The 14,904-nt window shown below is 61.8% G+C and carries 18 protein-coding genes; 16 read left to right on the top strand and 2 right to left on the bottom strand.

Annotated elements, in window-relative coordinates:
- Positions 1–45 precede the first annotated feature (45 nt).
- The 8 genes from JN12_RS08870 (at position 46) to JN12_RS08835 (ending at position 8,573) form a co-directional block, all read left to right on the top strand.
- Positions 46–1,596, top strand: a complete 1,551-nt coding sequence (locus tag JN12_RS08870; protein ID WP_145021386.1) for an acyl-CoA carboxylase subunit beta — start codon at positions 46–48, stop codon at positions 1,594–1,596.
- 33 nt (positions 1,597–1,629) lie between these two features.
- Complete coding sequence (gene accC / locus JN12_RS08865) at positions 1,630–3,135, top strand: acetyl-CoA carboxylase biotin carboxylase subunit (RefSeq protein ID WP_145021383.1); 1,506 nt, start codon at positions 1,630–1,632, stop codon at positions 3,133–3,135.
- Between the two features lie 19 nt (positions 3,136–3,154).
- Entirely contained in the window at positions 3,155–3,688 is a 534-nt protein-coding gene (locus tag JN12_RS21005) for a biotin/lipoyl-containing protein (RefSeq protein WP_145021380.1), read from the top strand.
- Positions 3,689–3,782: 94 nt separating this feature from the next.
- Positions 3,783–4,355: a winged helix DNA-binding protein gene (locus JN12_RS08855; RefSeq protein WP_145021378.1), complete on the top strand. Its 573-nt coding sequence runs from the start codon at positions 3,783–3,785 to the stop codon at positions 4,353–4,355.
- A 152-nt stretch (positions 4,356–4,507) separates the two neighbouring features.
- Entirely contained in the window at positions 4,508–6,127 is a 1,620-nt protein-coding gene (locus JN12_RS08850; RefSeq protein ID WP_211360523.1) for an NADP-dependent glyceraldehyde-3-phosphate dehydrogenase, read from the top strand.
- 32 nt (positions 6,128–6,159) lie between these two features.
- Positions 6,160–6,849, top strand: coding sequence for an RluA family pseudouridine synthase (locus JN12_RS08845; RefSeq protein WP_246125806.1), 690 nt, complete (start codon positions 6,160–6,162; stop codon positions 6,847–6,849).
- 63 nt (positions 6,850–6,912) lie between these two features.
- Complete coding sequence (gene dmpI, locus JN12_RS08840; RefSeq protein WP_145021369.1) at positions 6,913–7,098, top strand: 4-oxalocrotonate tautomerase DmpI; 186 nt, start codon at positions 6,913–6,915, stop codon at positions 7,096–7,098.
- A gap of 164 nt (positions 7,099–7,262) precedes the next feature.
- On the top strand, positions 7,263–8,573 hold the full coding sequence (locus JN12_RS08835; protein WP_145021366.1) for a DEAD/DEAH box helicase: 1,311 nt from the start codon (positions 7,263–7,265) through the stop codon (positions 8,571–8,573).
- Between the two features lie 120 nt (positions 8,574–8,693).
- Here the strand turns inward: JN12_RS08835 and JN12_RS08830 are convergent, their stop codons facing one another.
- Together JN12_RS08830 and JN12_RS08825 are read right to left on the bottom strand one after the other, a co-directional pair.
- Positions 8,694–9,125 carry an SseB family protein gene (locus JN12_RS08830; RefSeq protein WP_145021646.1) on the bottom strand — a complete coding sequence of 144 codons (432 nt, stop codon included), beginning with the start codon at positions 9,123–9,125 and terminating at the stop codon, positions 8,694–8,696.
- Between the two features lie 23 nt (positions 9,126–9,148).
- Positions 9,149–9,427: a peptidylprolyl isomerase gene (locus JN12_RS08825; protein ID WP_145021364.1), complete on the bottom strand. Its 279-nt coding sequence runs from the start codon at positions 9,425–9,427 to the stop codon at positions 9,149–9,151.
- A 173-nt stretch (positions 9,428–9,600) separates the two neighbouring features.
- Here JN12_RS08825 and dbpA point away from each other — a divergent pair, with 173 nt between their 5' ends.
- The 8 genes from dbpA to JN12_RS08790 all read left to right on the top strand — a co-directional run bounded on the left by dbpA (position 9,601) and on the right by JN12_RS08790 (position 14,896).
- Positions 9,601–10,983 carry an ATP-dependent RNA helicase DbpA gene (dbpA, locus tag JN12_RS08820; protein ID WP_145021361.1) on the top strand — a complete coding sequence of 461 codons (1,383 nt, stop codon included), beginning with the start codon at positions 9,601–9,603 and terminating at the stop codon, positions 10,981–10,983.
- Between the two features lie 99 nt (positions 10,984–11,082).
- A complete protein-coding gene (locus JN12_RS08815) occupies positions 11,083–11,325 on the top strand; it encodes a YheU family protein (RefSeq protein WP_145021358.1) in 243 nt (80 codons plus the stop codon).
- 47 nt (positions 11,326–11,372) lie between these two features.
- The gene (locus JN12_RS08810; protein WP_145021355.1) at positions 11,373–11,717 is read left to right on the top strand and encodes an HIT domain-containing protein; all 345 of its coding nucleotides are present in this window, start codon (positions 11,373–11,375) and stop codon (positions 11,715–11,717) included.
- 24 nt (positions 11,718–11,741) lie between these two features.
- On the top strand, positions 11,742–11,999 hold the full coding sequence (locus tag JN12_RS08805) for a GIY-YIG nuclease family protein (RefSeq protein WP_145021352.1): 258 nt from the start codon (positions 11,742–11,744) through the stop codon (positions 11,997–11,999).
- Positions 12,000–12,011: 12 nt separating this feature from the next.
- On the top strand, positions 12,012–12,878 hold the full coding sequence (ylqF, locus tag JN12_RS08800; RefSeq protein ID WP_145021349.1) for a ribosome biogenesis GTPase YlqF: 867 nt from the start codon (positions 12,012–12,014) through the stop codon (positions 12,876–12,878).
- A gap of 34 nt (positions 12,879–12,912) precedes the next feature.
- Entirely contained in the window at positions 12,913–13,083 is a 171-nt protein-coding gene (locus JN12_RS20455; RefSeq protein ID WP_170241875.1) for a hypothetical protein, read from the top strand.
- A 146-nt stretch (positions 13,084–13,229) separates the two neighbouring features.
- Positions 13,230–13,742 carry a GNAT family N-acetyltransferase gene (locus tag JN12_RS08795; RefSeq protein WP_145021346.1) on the top strand — a complete coding sequence of 171 codons (513 nt, stop codon included), beginning with the start codon at positions 13,230–13,232 and terminating at the stop codon, positions 13,740–13,742.
- Positions 13,739–14,896 (top strand): M20 family metallopeptidase, encoded by a 1,158-nt coding sequence (locus JN12_RS08790; RefSeq protein WP_145021342.1) that lies wholly within the window; start codon positions 13,739–13,741, stop codon positions 14,894–14,896. Before JN12_RS08795 ends, JN12_RS08790 begins: the two co-directional genes overlap by 4 nt.
- Positions 14,897–14,904 lie beyond the last annotated feature (8 nt).

Below are 14,904 nucleotides of genomic sequence, written 5' to 3'. Positions count from 1 at the left end.
GCAGATTTCACAACGCACGAAGTTCCCTTTGACAGGAGGGTGGAAATGGGTATCGAAGCAAAGCTGAGAGTTCTGAAGGAGAGGTCCGAGGCGACCGAGATGGGCGGGGGAGCCGCCCGAATCGAGAAGCATCACGCCTCGGGGCGGCTCACGGCCCGGGAGAGGATTGCCATCCTGCTGGACGAGGGGAGCTTCACCGAGATCGACAGGTTCGTGGTCCACCGCTGCACCAGCTTCGGCATGGACCAGGAGAAGATTCCTGGCGACGGGGTAGTCTGCGGCTTCGGAACGATCGAGAACCGCCTGGTATATCTCTTTGCCCAGGATTTCACGGTGTTCGGCGGTTCGCTCTCCGAGACCCATGCGGCAAAGATCGTCAAGATAATGGACATGGCTCTGAAGAACGGGGCGCCGGTGATCGGTCTCAACGACTCCGGCGGGGCGCGCATCCAGGAGGGGGTCCAGTCCCTGGCCGGCTATGCCGACATCTTTCTGCGCAACGTCCAGGCCTCTGGCGTGATCCCCCAGATTTCGGCGATCATGGGGCCCTGTGCGGGGGGAGCGGTCTATTCCCCTGCCATTACCGATTTCATATGCATGGTCAAGAACAGTTCCTACATGTTCATTACCGGTCCCGAAGTGATCCGCACGGTCACCCACGAAGAGGTGTCCAAGGAGGAACTTGGGGGGGCAATGACCCACAACTCCATCTCCGGCTGTGCGCAGTTTGCCGGAGCGGACGATGAGGAGTGCCTGCTCCAGATTCGGGAACTCCTGTCGTTCATGCCGCTCAACAACATGGAGGAGCCTCCCCTGAAGGAGTGCACGGACGATCTGCAGCGCTGCGAGGTGTCTCTCAAGCATATCGTGCCGGACAATCCCAACATCCCCTACGACATGAAGGAGGTCATCCGGGCGGTGGTGGATGACAGCCACCTGTTCGAGGTGCACGAACACTTCGCCAGGAACCTGGTAATCTGTTTTGCCCGACTGAATGGCCGGCCGGTGGGAATCGTGGCCAACCAGCCGAATGTCCTGGCCGGCGCCCTGGACGTGGACGCTTCCATCAAGGGGGCCAGGTTCGTGCGCTTCTGCGATGCATTCAATATCCCGCTGGTGATCTTCGAGGATGTGCCCGGCTTTCTCCCCGGCGTGAACCAGGAGTTGGGGGGGATCATCCGCCATGGCGCCAAGCTGCTTTATGCCATGGCCGAGGCAACGGTGCCGAAGATCACGGTGATCACCCGCAAGGCGTATGGCGGGGCATACTGCGTCATGAACTCCCGCCACATACGCGGTGACTATTCCATGGCCTTTCCTGCCGCCGAGATCGCGGTAATGGGGCCGGAAGGCGCGGTCAGCATCATCCACCGGGCCGAGATGGCCAGAAACGGCAACAGCGACGGGCACCGCCAGGCGCTGGTGGCCGACTACCGCGAAAAATTCGCCAATCCCTACAACGCAGCGGAGCTGGGGTATGTGGACGAGGTCATCGATCCGGTATGCACCAGGCCGAAGCTGATCCGCGCCCTGGAGATGTGCCGCAACAAGCGGGACAGCAATCCGCCCCGCAAACACGGCAACATCCCGCTCTGACAGTCTGGCGGCATAGCGAAAAGGAGTCTCTGCATGTTCAAGAAGATGCTCGTTGCCAACAGGGGCGAGATTGCGATCCGTATCATCAGGGCCTGCCGGGAACTGGAGATCCCGACCGTGGCGGTCTATTCCGAGGCAGACCGGGCCGCACTCCATGTCAGGATGGCAGACGAGGCCTACTGTATCGGCCCGCCCGAGCCCAACCGTTCCTACCTGGTGATCGACAGCATCCTGGAGGTCGCCCGGCAGGCCGGCTGCGACGCAATCCATCCCGGCTATGGCTTCCTCTCGGAAAGCGTCGAGCTGGCCGAGCGTTGCGAGCAGGAGGGGGTGACCTTCGTCGGTCCGAACCCCCACGCCATCCGGGTGATGGGCAATAAAACCAATGCCCGCGTGGCGGTGGACGAGATGGGGGTGCCGCTCGTGCCGGGGATGAAGGAAAACCTTGCCTCTATAGCCCAGGCCCTGGAGATGGCCGCGGAGATCGGGTACCCGGTCGTGCTCAAGGCCGCCTGTGGTGTTGGCGGCAAGGGGATGCGCAGGATCGACCGTCCCGAGGAGTTGCCCGATGCCTTCACGCTGGTCAGGTCAGAGGCGCTGAAGGCCTTCGGCAGCGACGCCGTCTACCTTGAGAAGTTCATCGTCAGTCCGCGCCACATCGAGGTCCAGATCCTTGGGGACCGGCATGGAAACATCATCCACTGCGGGGAGCGCGAGTGTTCCATCCAGCGCCGGCACCAGAAACTGATCGAAGAGGCCCCTTCGCCTTTTGTCGACCCGGAGCTCAGGCGGCGGATGGGGGAGGCGGCGGTGGCTGCAGCACGGTCGGTGAATTACGACTCGGTGGGAACCGTGGAGTTCGTCGTTTCAGGCGTCACCGGTGAGTTCTATTTCCTGGAGATGAATACCCGCCTGCAGGTCGAACATCCGGTGACGGAGATGGTGGTAGGCATAGACCTCTGCAAGGAGATGATCCGCATCGCGGCAGGCCACAGGCTTACCCTGACCCAGAAAGAGGTCAGCATGAGCGGCCATGCCATCGAATGCCGCATCTTCGCCGAGGACCCGGACCACAACTTCATCTCAACGTCGGGCAGGATCAGCGGCCTGCGTGTCCCGGGCGGCCCCTGGGTCCGGGACGAGTCGGGCATGTACGAGGGGATGGAGGTCCCCATTCATTACGACTCCCTGCTGTCCAAGCTGGTGGTGTGGGGGAACTCCCGCGAACGCTGCATCGGACGGGTCCGGCGCGCGCTTTCCGAGTACGTGGTCAAGGGGATCAAGACGACCATCCCTTTTCACCGCAGGGTGATGCGCAACGCCCATTTCCTGAGCGGGGAGTTCGATACCACCTTCATCGAGACGACCTTTCCCGCTGAGGATGCAAACCGGGCCAGGCCCGAAGAGCATATCGCCCTGGTGGCGGCAGCCATCAAGGCCTTCCGGCGCGACCGGGAGCGGGCCAGGGGGATCGTTGGGAGCGCCGGTTCCGACAGGGGAGGCAATCCGTGGCGGATGAGCCTGAGGGGGACGAGATGAAGGGACGGGGAGTACGTCTATGACATACGTGGCTATATGCAATGGTGAAAAGTCCAGGGTCAGGGTCGTGGAAACCGCTCCCGGCCGGTACCGGGTCGAGGCGGGCGATACTGCATACCTGGTGGACTTCCGGGAACCCCAGCCGAACCTCTATTCACTGATCCTCGACGGCCGTTCCTATGAGGTGGATATCGATGTGGACGAGCGCAGCGACCTGTTCATGGTCGATATCAACGGCGACCACTTCGAGATCGAACTGGTCGATGAAAAGAAGCAGAGGCTTGCCCTGAAGTCAGTCGGCGGTCTTTCCGGACGGCAGGAAATCAGGGCGCCCATGGCCGGCAATGTCTGGAAGGTGCTGGTAAACGAGGGCGACCGGGTGGGAGTGGGGCAGACAGTCATCATCCTGGAGGCCATGAAGATGGAAAACGAGATCAAGGCACCCATGGCCGGGATCATCAGTTCCCTGGCCGCCAGGGAGGGGGTGCCGGTTTTTGCCGGCGACCAGCTGTGCATCGTGGAGCCGGCCGAAGAGGAGTCATCGCATTCCTAGCCTGTTGCCCCCGGCTAAACCCCATGGACATTTATGGTCAACTGCGATACATATCACTTCATTCACGCCATTTCAGTCTACCAAGAGGCTTGCCATGCCAATCGATCATCCCTCGGCAGAGGGAGCACAAGAATCATCTTCCGGAGTAGACGATACTCTGCGCATTGTCACGTCTGCCCATCTTGCCACCTCCTATCCGGAATCGTCAGAATTCGAATTCGGTCTGATCATTGCCTATCATGCCTTCGAACGATGGATGATCCGCTGTATGAATGCGGCCGGGGCAAAGGATATGGCACCGCTGGATATCCTGATACTGCATCATATCAATCACCGCGGAAAGCAGAAGCGTCTGGCTGACGTCTGCTTCATCCTGAATATCGAAGATACGCATCTCGCCACCTATTCGATCAAGAAGCTCGTTGCCGCCGACCTTGTCAGCGGGGCCAAGAAGGGGAAGGAGATGTATTATTCCGCCACCCCAAAAGGCTCTGATCTCTGCAATCGCTATAAGTCCGTACGCGATACCTGTCTCATCGGGAGTTTTACAAAGAGTGAAGACGAGGCGAAGACGTTGGGGAGTATCGCCAAATTCCTGCGGAACATTTCCGGCAGCTACGACCAGGCTTCCCGTGCCGCATCCTCATTTGACCTTGCCTCGACGTAATGGAGTTTGTTGACTTCACCCTTCTCCCCCACCCATCCGCCTTGCCAATCAGCGAGGTAACGATACACTGATCACTGTTTCCTGCATGCAACCTCCCAGGACTTCATATCCGGCTGTCTAAGCCCGCTCGACAGGAGGAAACCGCCGTGTCAATGAGTGCATCGCTGGCCAGTATATTTCCGGCAGAAGAGGCGATCCCGGCAGAATTTCGTCTGCCGGGACCGATCAACCAGACCGAGTACCTGCTGGACGGCCGCCTGTGCCACTGGTCCGGACCGGTGCAGGAGGTGCTGTCGCCGGTTTGCCGCCCCACGCCCGACGGGCCTGAGCGTGTGGTGGTCGGCAGCTTCCCCCTGATGGGGGAGGGCGAAGCGCTTGCCGCCCTGGATGCCGCCGTGCGGGCCTATGACCATGGCCGCGGCCGGTGGCCCACCATGCCGGTGCGGCAGCGGATCGACCATGTCCAGACCTTTGCCTGGATCATGAAGGCGCAGCGTGAGGAGGTAGTCAGGCTCCTGATGTGGGAGATAGGTAAGAGCCTGGCCGACTCCCGCAAGGAGTTCGACCGGACCCTGGATTACATCACCGATACCATCGACGCCCTCAAGGAACTGGACCGGGTGTCGTCGCGCTTTGTCATCGAACAGGGGATCATCGGCCAGATCCGCCGGGCGCCGCTGGGGGTCACCTTGAGCATGGGGCCGTACAACTACCCGCTCAACGAGACCTTCACCACCCTGATTCCGGCACTGATCATGGGGAATACCGCAGTGGTCAAGCCGCCGCGCCATGGGGTGCTCCTGTTCCAGCCGCTTCTGAAGGCCTTTGGCGAGGCCTTCCCGCCCGGCGTGGTGAACACGCTCTACGGTGCTGGTCGAACCATTACCCCGCCGCTCATGGCATCCGGAAAGATCGACCTGCTTGCCTTCATCGGCACCAGCAAGGCTGCCGATATCCTGCAGAAGGCCCATCCCCGGCCGCACCGGCTGCGGGTCACCCTCGGCCTGGAAGCCAAGAACCCGGCCATCATCCTGCCCGATGCCGACTTGGATCTTGCGGTGGCCGAATGTCTCGCCGGCAGCCTGTCGTTCAACGGCCAGCGCTGTACGGCCCTGAAGATGATCTTTGTCCACGAAGCCGTGGCCGAGGAGTTCCTGCGCCGCTTTACCGAGAGCATTGCCGGGCTGAAATGCGGCATGCCATGGGACGATGGCGTGTTCATCACCCCGTTGCCGGAGCCGGACAAGACGGACTATCTGACCGGGCTGCTTGACGACGCTGTCGCCCATGGGGCCGCCGTTGTCAACGAAGGTGGCGGGACGGTCAATGCCAGCTTCTTCCAGCCTGCCGTGGTCTATCCGGTGACCGAGCAGATGCGCCTGTACCACGAAGAGCAATTCGGGCCCATTGTGCCGGTGCTTCCGTTCCGGGATATCGAAACCCCGATCCGCTACATGGTGGATTCGTGCTACGGCCAGCAGGTCAGCCTTTTCGGTCAGGACACCGCGTCGCTGGCGGCGTTGATCGATCCGCTGGTGAATCAGGTCTGCCGGGTCAATATCAACAGCCAGTGCCAGCGCGGCCCCGACGTGTTTCCCTTCACCGGCCGCAAGGACTCGGCGGTGGGTACCCTGTCCGTCTCCGATGCCCTGCGCGCCTTCTCCATCCGCACCCTGGTGGCGGCCAAGGATAATGAGAGCAACAAGTCGCTGATCAGCGCCATCGTGCGCGAACGACGCTCCAACTTTCTGTCCACCGATTTCATCCTGTGACGGCTGCCATGTCCGCAACCAGACGTTCCCCTGTGAAACATCAGCCCAAAGGGGTGACGGTCATCCACGAGGACCGGGATATCATCGTGGTGGAAAAACCGTCCGGTCTCCTGACGATGGGGACGGACCGGGACAAGTCGAGAACGGTCCATGCCATCCTCAACGACTATGTCCGCAAGGGTGATCCCCGCTCACGAAACCGTGTCTACATCGTCCATCGCCTGGACCGCGATACCTCCGGCATCCTGATCCTTGCCAAGAGCGAGCCGGCCAAGATCTTTCTGCAGGGGCACTGGCAGGAGACCGACAAGCGTTACCTGACGGTTGTACATGGTTCGCTCGTGCCTAAAGCGGGGACAATCAGCAGCTACCTGGCTGAAAACAGTGCCTTCACGGTCTTTTCGACTCCAGATACGGCACTTGGCAAGTTGTCCCATACGGAGTACACGGTCCTGAAAGAGGGGAGAGGGTTCAGCCTGCTGGAGATCCACCTGCTCACTGGCCGCAAGCACCAGATCCGGGTGCAGTTATCGGAAAAGGGGCACCCCGTTGTCGGGGACCGAAAATACGGCAAGGTGAACGATGGCTATGGCACCCTGGCACTGCATGCCCGCTCGATCTCTTTCACTCATCCTGTCAGCGGCAAACGGTTGACCTTTGCAACCGGGATTCCCGATTTTGTTTCCCGTCTGGTCGGGAAGCTGGAGGTGCCTGCAGCCTGAGACAATCAATGACCGTGTAGTGGTACGGGGCACGCACAGGTAAATAACGAAAGGAGCAGGTACATGCCGGTAATAACGATCGATATTGGTATCTTGGACAAGGAAAAGAAGGCCGGGCTCGTCAGGGAGCTGACGGCAAAGGCCAGCGAAGTGACGCAGATTCCCGCCGAAAAATTCATCGTGCTCATCAACGAGATGGAGCGGGACAACATCGGTGTCGGCGGAAAGCTGCTTTCAGAGATCCTGTAGGCGAGTGCCAGGAGCGGAGGGCTACGGAAAGAAAACATTGCCGCCGCATGGGCCGGCGTGCTATACAGGGAGCAGATTTGAGCCACAGGGGCAACCCTGTGGTTTTTATTTTTCACGATAACTGCTGCGTCCGCCATACCGGATCAGCACAAGGAGTTCGACCGATGTCCTTCGACTCTCTTGGCCTGCGCGCCGAGCTGTTGAGTGCGATTGCCGCCCAGGGATATACCGCGCCAACCCCCATCCAGTCCGGGGCGATTCCGGTGATATTCGAGGGGTGCGACCTGCTTGCCGGCGCCCAGACCGGCACCGGCAAGACAGCTGCCTTTGCCCTGCCGATCGTGCAGCGGCTGGGTGAAAATATCCCCCCGGAAAAACGGAGGAAACCGCGTGCCCTGGTGCTGGTGCCGACCCGCGAACTTGCGGCCCAGGTGAGCGAACAGATGAACCTGTATGCCCGGCGCCTGTCGCTCCGCTCCACGATGATCTACGGCGGGGTGACCATCCAGGCCCAGATCGAGCGGCTGCACCGCGGTGTCGATATCGTGGTGGCAACGCCGGGGCGGCTCTTGGATCATGCGGAACGGGGCAGTGTGGACCTCTCCCGGATCAAGTTCCTGGTGCTGGACGAGGCCGACCGGATGCTCGATCTGGGGTTCATCGACGACATCCTCAGGGTGGCGGAGTATCTGCCGGCCAAACGCCAGACCCTGCTCTTTTCGGCAACCTATTCCCGGAGCATCAAGCAGCTCGCCGACGAACTGCTCGACAAACCGCGGCGGATCGAGGTGGCGCGCAGCAACATTGCCGCCGACGCGGTGACCCAGGCGGTCTACCAGGTGGAACGGAGCCGCAAACGGGAAATGCTCTCGCACCTGATCCGCTCCGGGAACTGGCAGCAGGTGCTGGTCTTTGCCCGCACCCGCTACGGCGCGGACAAGCTGACCGAAGAACTGCTCTACGACGGGATCAAGGCAGCCGCCATCCACAGCAACAAGAGCCAGTCGATCAGGACCCGCACCCTGGCTGAGTTCAAGCGGGGAGAATTTCGCGTGCTGGTGGCGACCGATGTGGCGGCGCGCGGGCTCGACATCGAGCGTCTGCCCCATGTGGTGAATTACGATCTGCCCCAGGTCCCCGAAGACTACGTGCATCGGATCGGTCGCACCGGCCGGGCCGGCGAGGACGGGGTGGCGCTTTCGCTGGTCTGCCGGGAAGAACAGCCGCTCCTGGCCGCAATCGAGAAGCTGCTCACGTATGCCATCCCGCGCCAGACACTGGCGGAGTTTCCGCAGTATGCGGTCAAACGGAGTGTCAAAGCGCAGGAAAGCAAGCTGGCCAAGGTACAGGTCAAGGCACGGAAACAACGGGAAAAGTCGGCTCTGGCTCCGGCAAAGCCCACTCCTCCCCGGCGGAAAAAGGTGGTGGCCGAGCGGCCCGCCCCCAAGACCGGTCGCCGGGGGAGCAGATCGTAACGCACTTTACAGGTCTCTGGTCGCGTCCATCGTCTTCGGCATGCTTCTGCTGAAAAAATAAGGGGCACCTCCCGATGTGGGACGTGCCCCCTGTGTTTCCTTATCAGCAGCGAGGGTACTCTACTCCTCCTGTTTGGCCGCCTCGGCGTTGCAGCGCTCGACCGCTGCCCGGAGCCAGGCGATCTCATCGGGTATGAACTGCTTGGAATGCTCGGTACCGACATTCAGTGCCCAATGGAGCGGCGGCAGGGAGGTGGCTGCCAGTACGTGCCCCGGCACTTCCACCCATCTCCCTTCGGTCCGGGTCCAGGCCTGCAGACGCTCCTTCGTGTCGAAGAGCATCAGGTAGTCGTTACCCTCCGACTCCATGACCAACGGCAGCACCTGCTCCTGCCCCTCCGGCGGCGTGTCGGCTGTTCCGTCCAGGGCCTGTTCATCCAGGGTAGGGACGTAAAAGGTTGCGTTGAGAAAGATGTCGTAATACTGCGACTGGGCCTTGGCGTCGTTCATGTCCTGACGCAGGGTCGCCAGCGCACTGTCGAGTTCGGTTATCTCCTGTGGCCTTTCGCTTGCCGTTACCACCGTTTGGTGATCTCGATCAGATGATAGCCGAACTGGGTCCTGACCGGACCGAGGACCTTGTTGATTTCGCCGGAGAAGACGACCTCGTCGAACTCCTTGACCATCTGCCCCGGGACAAAGGCGCCGAGATCGCCCCCCTGCATGCGTGACGGGCAGGAGGAGTTCCTTTTGGCGACGTCGGCAAAATCGGCGCCGGCTTCGATTTCGGCTTTGAGCTGCAGGCATTCGGCTTCGGTGTCCACGAGGATGTGGCGGGCGGTTGCGGTAGGCATGGGTACTCCTTTTACGTGAGAATTGAAAAATGCCCCGGCATGGTAGCGGAAATGACAGGGCTCGGCAACCGGCAATTCTGTTCAACTATTCCACGATCCCCCTGATGCCATTGAAACCTGGACGAATCGCGCCGTCTGGGGTAGGGTGTCGGACAGACAAACATGAGCAACCGATGACGACTACTGCATTTTCCGCGCTTCACCTGAAGCCCCCCATGCTCAAGAACCTGGCCTCCCTCGGGTATGCCGGGATGACGCCGATTCAGGCCCACAGCCTGCCGCTGATTCTCGCCGGCAAGGACGTGATCGCCAAGGCCAAGACCGGCAGCGGCAAGACCGCCGCCTTCGGCATCGGCCTGTTGACCCGTCTCGTGGTGACCAGTCCGGTTGTGCAGGCGTTGGTGCTCTGTCCGACCCGCGAACTGGCCGACCAGGTCGGCAAGGAGTTGCGGCGGCTGGCGCGCTTCACCGACAACATCAAGATCCTGACCCTCTGCGGCGGCGTTCCCTTCGGTCCCCAGCTCGGTTCGCTGGAGCATGGCGCCCATGTGGTGGTCGGCACCCCCGGCCGCCTGCTCGATCACCTGCGGCGGGGGAGCCTCGACCTGTCCGGGTTGCAGACGCTGGTGCTGGATGAAGCCGACCGGATGCTGGACATGGGGTTTCAGGACGACATCAGCGCCCTCATCGCCGCCACCCCTGCCAGGAAGCAGACGCTGCTTTTTTCCGCCACCTATCCGCCGGAGATCGCCGTCCTGAGCGCGACGCTCCAGCATGAGCCGGTGGAGGTCAGCGTCGATGAGCAGCATGACAAAGGGGCAATAGAGCAGCTGTTCTACGAGATTGCGCCGGAGGAGCGGACCGAGGCCGTGGTGCGGATACTTGGCCACTATCGCCCGGAATCGACCCTGGTTTTCTGCAATACCAAGGTGGAGTGCCAGGAACTGGCCGATGCCCTGGTCACGCGGGGTTTTGCCGCACTGGCCATCCACGGTGACCTGGAGCAGCGGGAGCGCGATCAGGTGCTGGTGCGCTTTGCCGGCAACTGCACGTCGGTGCTGGTGGCGACCGATGTGGCCGCGCGCGGGCTCGACATCAAGGAGCTGGCAGCGGTGATCAACTTCGAGCTGTCCCGCGACCCGGAGATCCATATCCACCGCATCGGCCGAACCGGGCGCGCCGGCGAGCAGGGGCTGGCCTTGAGCCTGGTGACTGCCCATGACCGGCGGCGGGTGGCGGCGATCGAAACCGCCCTGGGCGACCCCGTCCCACGCGGGGAGCTGACGGCGCTGCCGATGGCGTCGGGCAGGGCACTGACGCCGCCCATGGTAATGCTCTGCATCGATGGCGGGCGCAAGAACAAGCTGCGCCCCGGCGATATCCTCGGCGCCCTGACCGGCGAGGGAGGGCTTGCGGGGAGCGAGGTCGGCAAAATCGACGTCTTCGACTTCCACACCTATGTGGCGATCAATCGGGCCAGCGCCGATCAGGCCCTGGCCTGCCTGCGTGGCAACAAGGTCAAGGGGCGGTTCTTCAAGGCGCGGAGGATCGGCTGAAGGTTGAGAAACTGTATCCCCTGTAGAAGCTGCATGCCGGAGAACCGTAAGGCGAACAACGACTGTTGATGGCAGAGCCGGAATAGGAGCGAACCATACATGCCGCAGCAGGTGGAGAACGATCACCGGGAAGAGGGGGTGGAGATACCGCTGGACCGGCTGCAGCCGGACACGCTGCGCAATATAGTCAGCGAGTTTGTCACCCGTGAGTGGGAGGAAGTGGGCGAGACAAGCTATACCCTCGACGAGAAGATCGAGCAGGTCCTCCGCCAGTTGCAGGAAAAGAAGGCCAAGGTGGTGTTCGACGCGACCTCGAACAGCTGCAACATCGTCCAGCAGTGACTGCCGGCCTCCCCCTTATCCATTTAACTCCTTCAGGAGGTCTCCAGATGCCCGGTTCCAGTTGCGATTTCTACTGTGATCAGATACTCAGCGGCCGGCTCAGCGTGCCGGTCTGCTTCGAGAACGACCAGGTCTTCGCGTTCCATCACACCAACCCGATTTGGGAGCAGCATGTGGTGCTCCTTCCCAAGCGGCATGTGGAGTCGCTCCTTGCCCTGGACGACGCGGACAACGAACTGCTTCTGGAACTGATGCGCGTTGCCCGGCGGATCGCCGCCGACCTCATGGCCCGCCACGGCGGGTGCCGCGTCTACACCAACCTGGGGGACTACCAGTCTGCCAAACACCTCCACTGGCACATTGGCGCCGGCGCCCAGCTCCGCCCGTACTGAGCCGCAGACAATGGGCAGACACAGATGACGTCAAACTGGCAGGTGTACATCATCCTCTGTTCGGATAACTCCCTGTATACGGGGATTACGACCGATATTGACCGCCGGTTCCGCCAACATGCAGCCGGGAAGGGTGCCAAGTATTTCCGGGCACGGCAGCCGTTGCGGGTGGTCTATCTCGAAACCGGTCACAGCCGCTCTTCCGCTGCCCGGAGAGAGACCCGGATCAAGGCCATGAGCCGGGCAGACAAGGCACTTCTGGTGTCACAACAGACAACATAGGAACGGTAACAGATGACGATACGATGGTTTCCCGGACATATGGGCAAGGCCCTGGAGCAGATCGAGGAGTTGATCAAGCGGATCGACGTGGTGATCGAGGTGCTGGATGCCCGGCTCCCCTTTTCCAGCTCCAATCACAAACTGGCCGCGCTGCGGCGGACCAAGCCCTGGATCAAGGTACTGAACAAGCACGACCTGGCCGACCAGGTCGTGACCAAGGCCTGGGTGCGGGAGTTCGAGCTGCAGTCCGGGGTGCGGGCGCTCCCGCTGTCGGCGAAGAAGCACGCCGACACGAAGCCGCTGATCAAGCTCTGCCAGGGGCTGGTGCCGAAGCGGGGCAAGCCGGGCATGCCGATTCGCGCCATGGTGGTGGGAATCCCCAACGTGGGCAAATCCACCCTGATCAACACCCTGGCCGGGAGAAACATGGCCAAGGTGGGGGACCGGCCGGCAGTGACCACCACCACGCAGCTGATCGACCTGCATAACGGCATCGTTCTGAACGATACGCCGGGGGTGCTGTGGCCGGAGATGAGCGACCAGGAAGGGGCCTACCGGTTGGCCGCCAGCGGTGCCATCGGGGACAACGCCATGGACAGCACGTCCGTTGGCTATTTTGCCGGCGAATACCTGCTGCGGAGGTACCCCGAACTGGTGACGGGGCGCTACGGGCTGCAGGAGCTCCCCGGCTCCCCCCACGACCTGCTGGTGGCCGTCGGCCGCCGTCTGGGGTGTCTGGCCGGAGGCGGCGAGGTGGACCTGAACCGGGCTGCGGAAGCGTTCCTGCGGGAGCTGCGGGCGGGCAGGCTCGGTAGGATCAGCCTGGAGGAACCGTTGCCGGCAGTTACGGTTGCCGATGAGGGTGACGTGGAACCGTGAAACTTGCGATCTAAAGCTCGGAGAGGCCAGTCTGATGAAGAAACTCCTTATGTGGGGCGCAGCAGGCCTGCTGACCAGTGCCATACTCGACCCGATCATCTACGCCATGCTGGAGCAGCCCATACCCTGGATGCGTGACCTGTTTATGGGGGGTGGCGGCATCGCCTGTTTTTGGTTGCTGATCAAGTTCCGGGACGAGCTATAGGCGAGCGGGGCCGGAAACTGGGGAGACTACACAGTTCAGATACGAGGCATGGTGCTCTTCAGATCGTAGTTTCGCCGGTACGATAACCTGTACCTGGTATAATGGGATCAGGATGGCGAATAATACAGGTGTCGTGAGGTGTCGGCATGACAGAATCAGCTTCGTTCGGTGACGGAACGCTCCGCATCCGGGACATGACCATCGACGATTTCCCCGAGGTCTTTCATATCGGCGAGGAGGTCTTTACGGCCGAGTATTCCCAAAGCCTCTACCGAACCTGGGATGAATACGAGATCACCACCCTCTTCAATTCGGACAGCGAACTCTGCCTCGTGGCGGAAGCTGGGGAAAAGATCCTCGGATTCGCCCTGGGGACAACGGTGGAGAAGCACAATTCGCCCTGGAAGTACGGCTACCTGGTCTGGCTGGGGGTCCGCACGGGCATTCAGCAGGGTGGAGTGGGCAGCGGGCTGTTCAAGGAGATCAAACGTCGCATGAAGGAGCAGGGGGTGCGGATGATCATCATCGATACCTCCGCCGACAACGAGCCGGCCATCCGCTTCTTTCAGAAACAGGGATTTAACGATACCCAGCAGCATGTCTACATGTCCCTTAACCTGGCCCGCAAGGCGAAGAAAAAACCGGGGAAGAAGCCATGACCACCGGTCGCCTGGAGAAAGTCTGGCAGGCAATCGACCCTGACCGGCTGCGCAGAACGTTCCTCGATCTCCTCGAGATCTACTCCCCGTCCGGTAAGGAAGAGGATATCCAGCTCTATCTGGAAGAACTCCTCAGCCGGGCCGGATTCGTCGTGCAGCGCCAGGAGGTGGAGGAGGAGCGGTACAACCTGCGCGTCACGATGGGGGAGGGCGAACCGCTCCTCTACCTGGTCGGCCATGTGGATACCGTCCCTGCCTGGGACCTGGAGACATTCGGTGCCCGGGAGGACGGGGAGATCATCCACGGGTTGGGGAGTGCCGACATGAAGGGGGGCTGCGCCGCCATGGTGGAGGCGTGGCTGGCCATGGCCGGCGCCCTGGCCCCGGCGGAGCGCCCCTCGGTCGGACTGCTGCTGGCGGTGGGGGAGGAGGAGAACGGCGATGGCAGCGCCACCTTCCTCGAACAGTGCCGGCCCCCCTGGGTAGTCATCGGCGAACCTACCGGGCTGGCGGCCTGCTTCGCCCATTACGGCTACCTGGAGGCGGGGTTCGTCACCCGGGGCCGGCGAAGCCATTCCTCCCTCCCCGAGCTGGGGCATAACGCCGTGGAATCGATGCTGCGGGTCCTGCTGTTCCTGGGGAACGATCCCCTGTTCGACCGGGCGCAATCGGAGATCGTCTATTCCATCCGGGAGATGAGATCGTCGCAGGCGGGTTTCGTCGTCCCGGATCGGTGCGAGGCCTGGATCGACCTGCATCTTCCGCCCGACAAGGATCCTGACGCCCTCCAGCAGTCGATCCGCCGGCTCGTAGCCGGTGCCGACCGCTTCATCCCGGGGCTGGACCTGGAACTCTCCTTTGACTTCGCCTCTGCCGGCTACAGCCTCGGCACCGACAACCGGGCCGCCCAAATCCTGCGGGGGATCTATCCGGGGCTGGGGCTGCAACTGCACCAGGACGCCTTCCGTTCCCATTCGGACGGCAACCTGTTTTTTGCGGCAGGCTGCAAACCGCTCATTCTCGGTCCCGGTTCACTGGAGACCGCCCATACGCCCGACGAACAGGTCATGCGTGACGAAATCTTCACCGCCGCCCGTATCTATGCCGCGCTCTGCCTGAACATGGGTGAGAGTGGTGCGTTGTCGCAGCCGTAAACTATGCA

Source organism: Geobacter argillaceus (genome assembly GCF_007830735.1).
Lineage (GTDB): Bacteria > Desulfobacterota > Desulfuromonadia > Geobacterales > DSM-12255 > Geomobilibacter > Geomobilibacter argillaceus.
The sequence above is the reverse complement of the archived record's forward strand: the minus strand, read 5'-3'. Positions and strand labels throughout refer to the sequence as shown.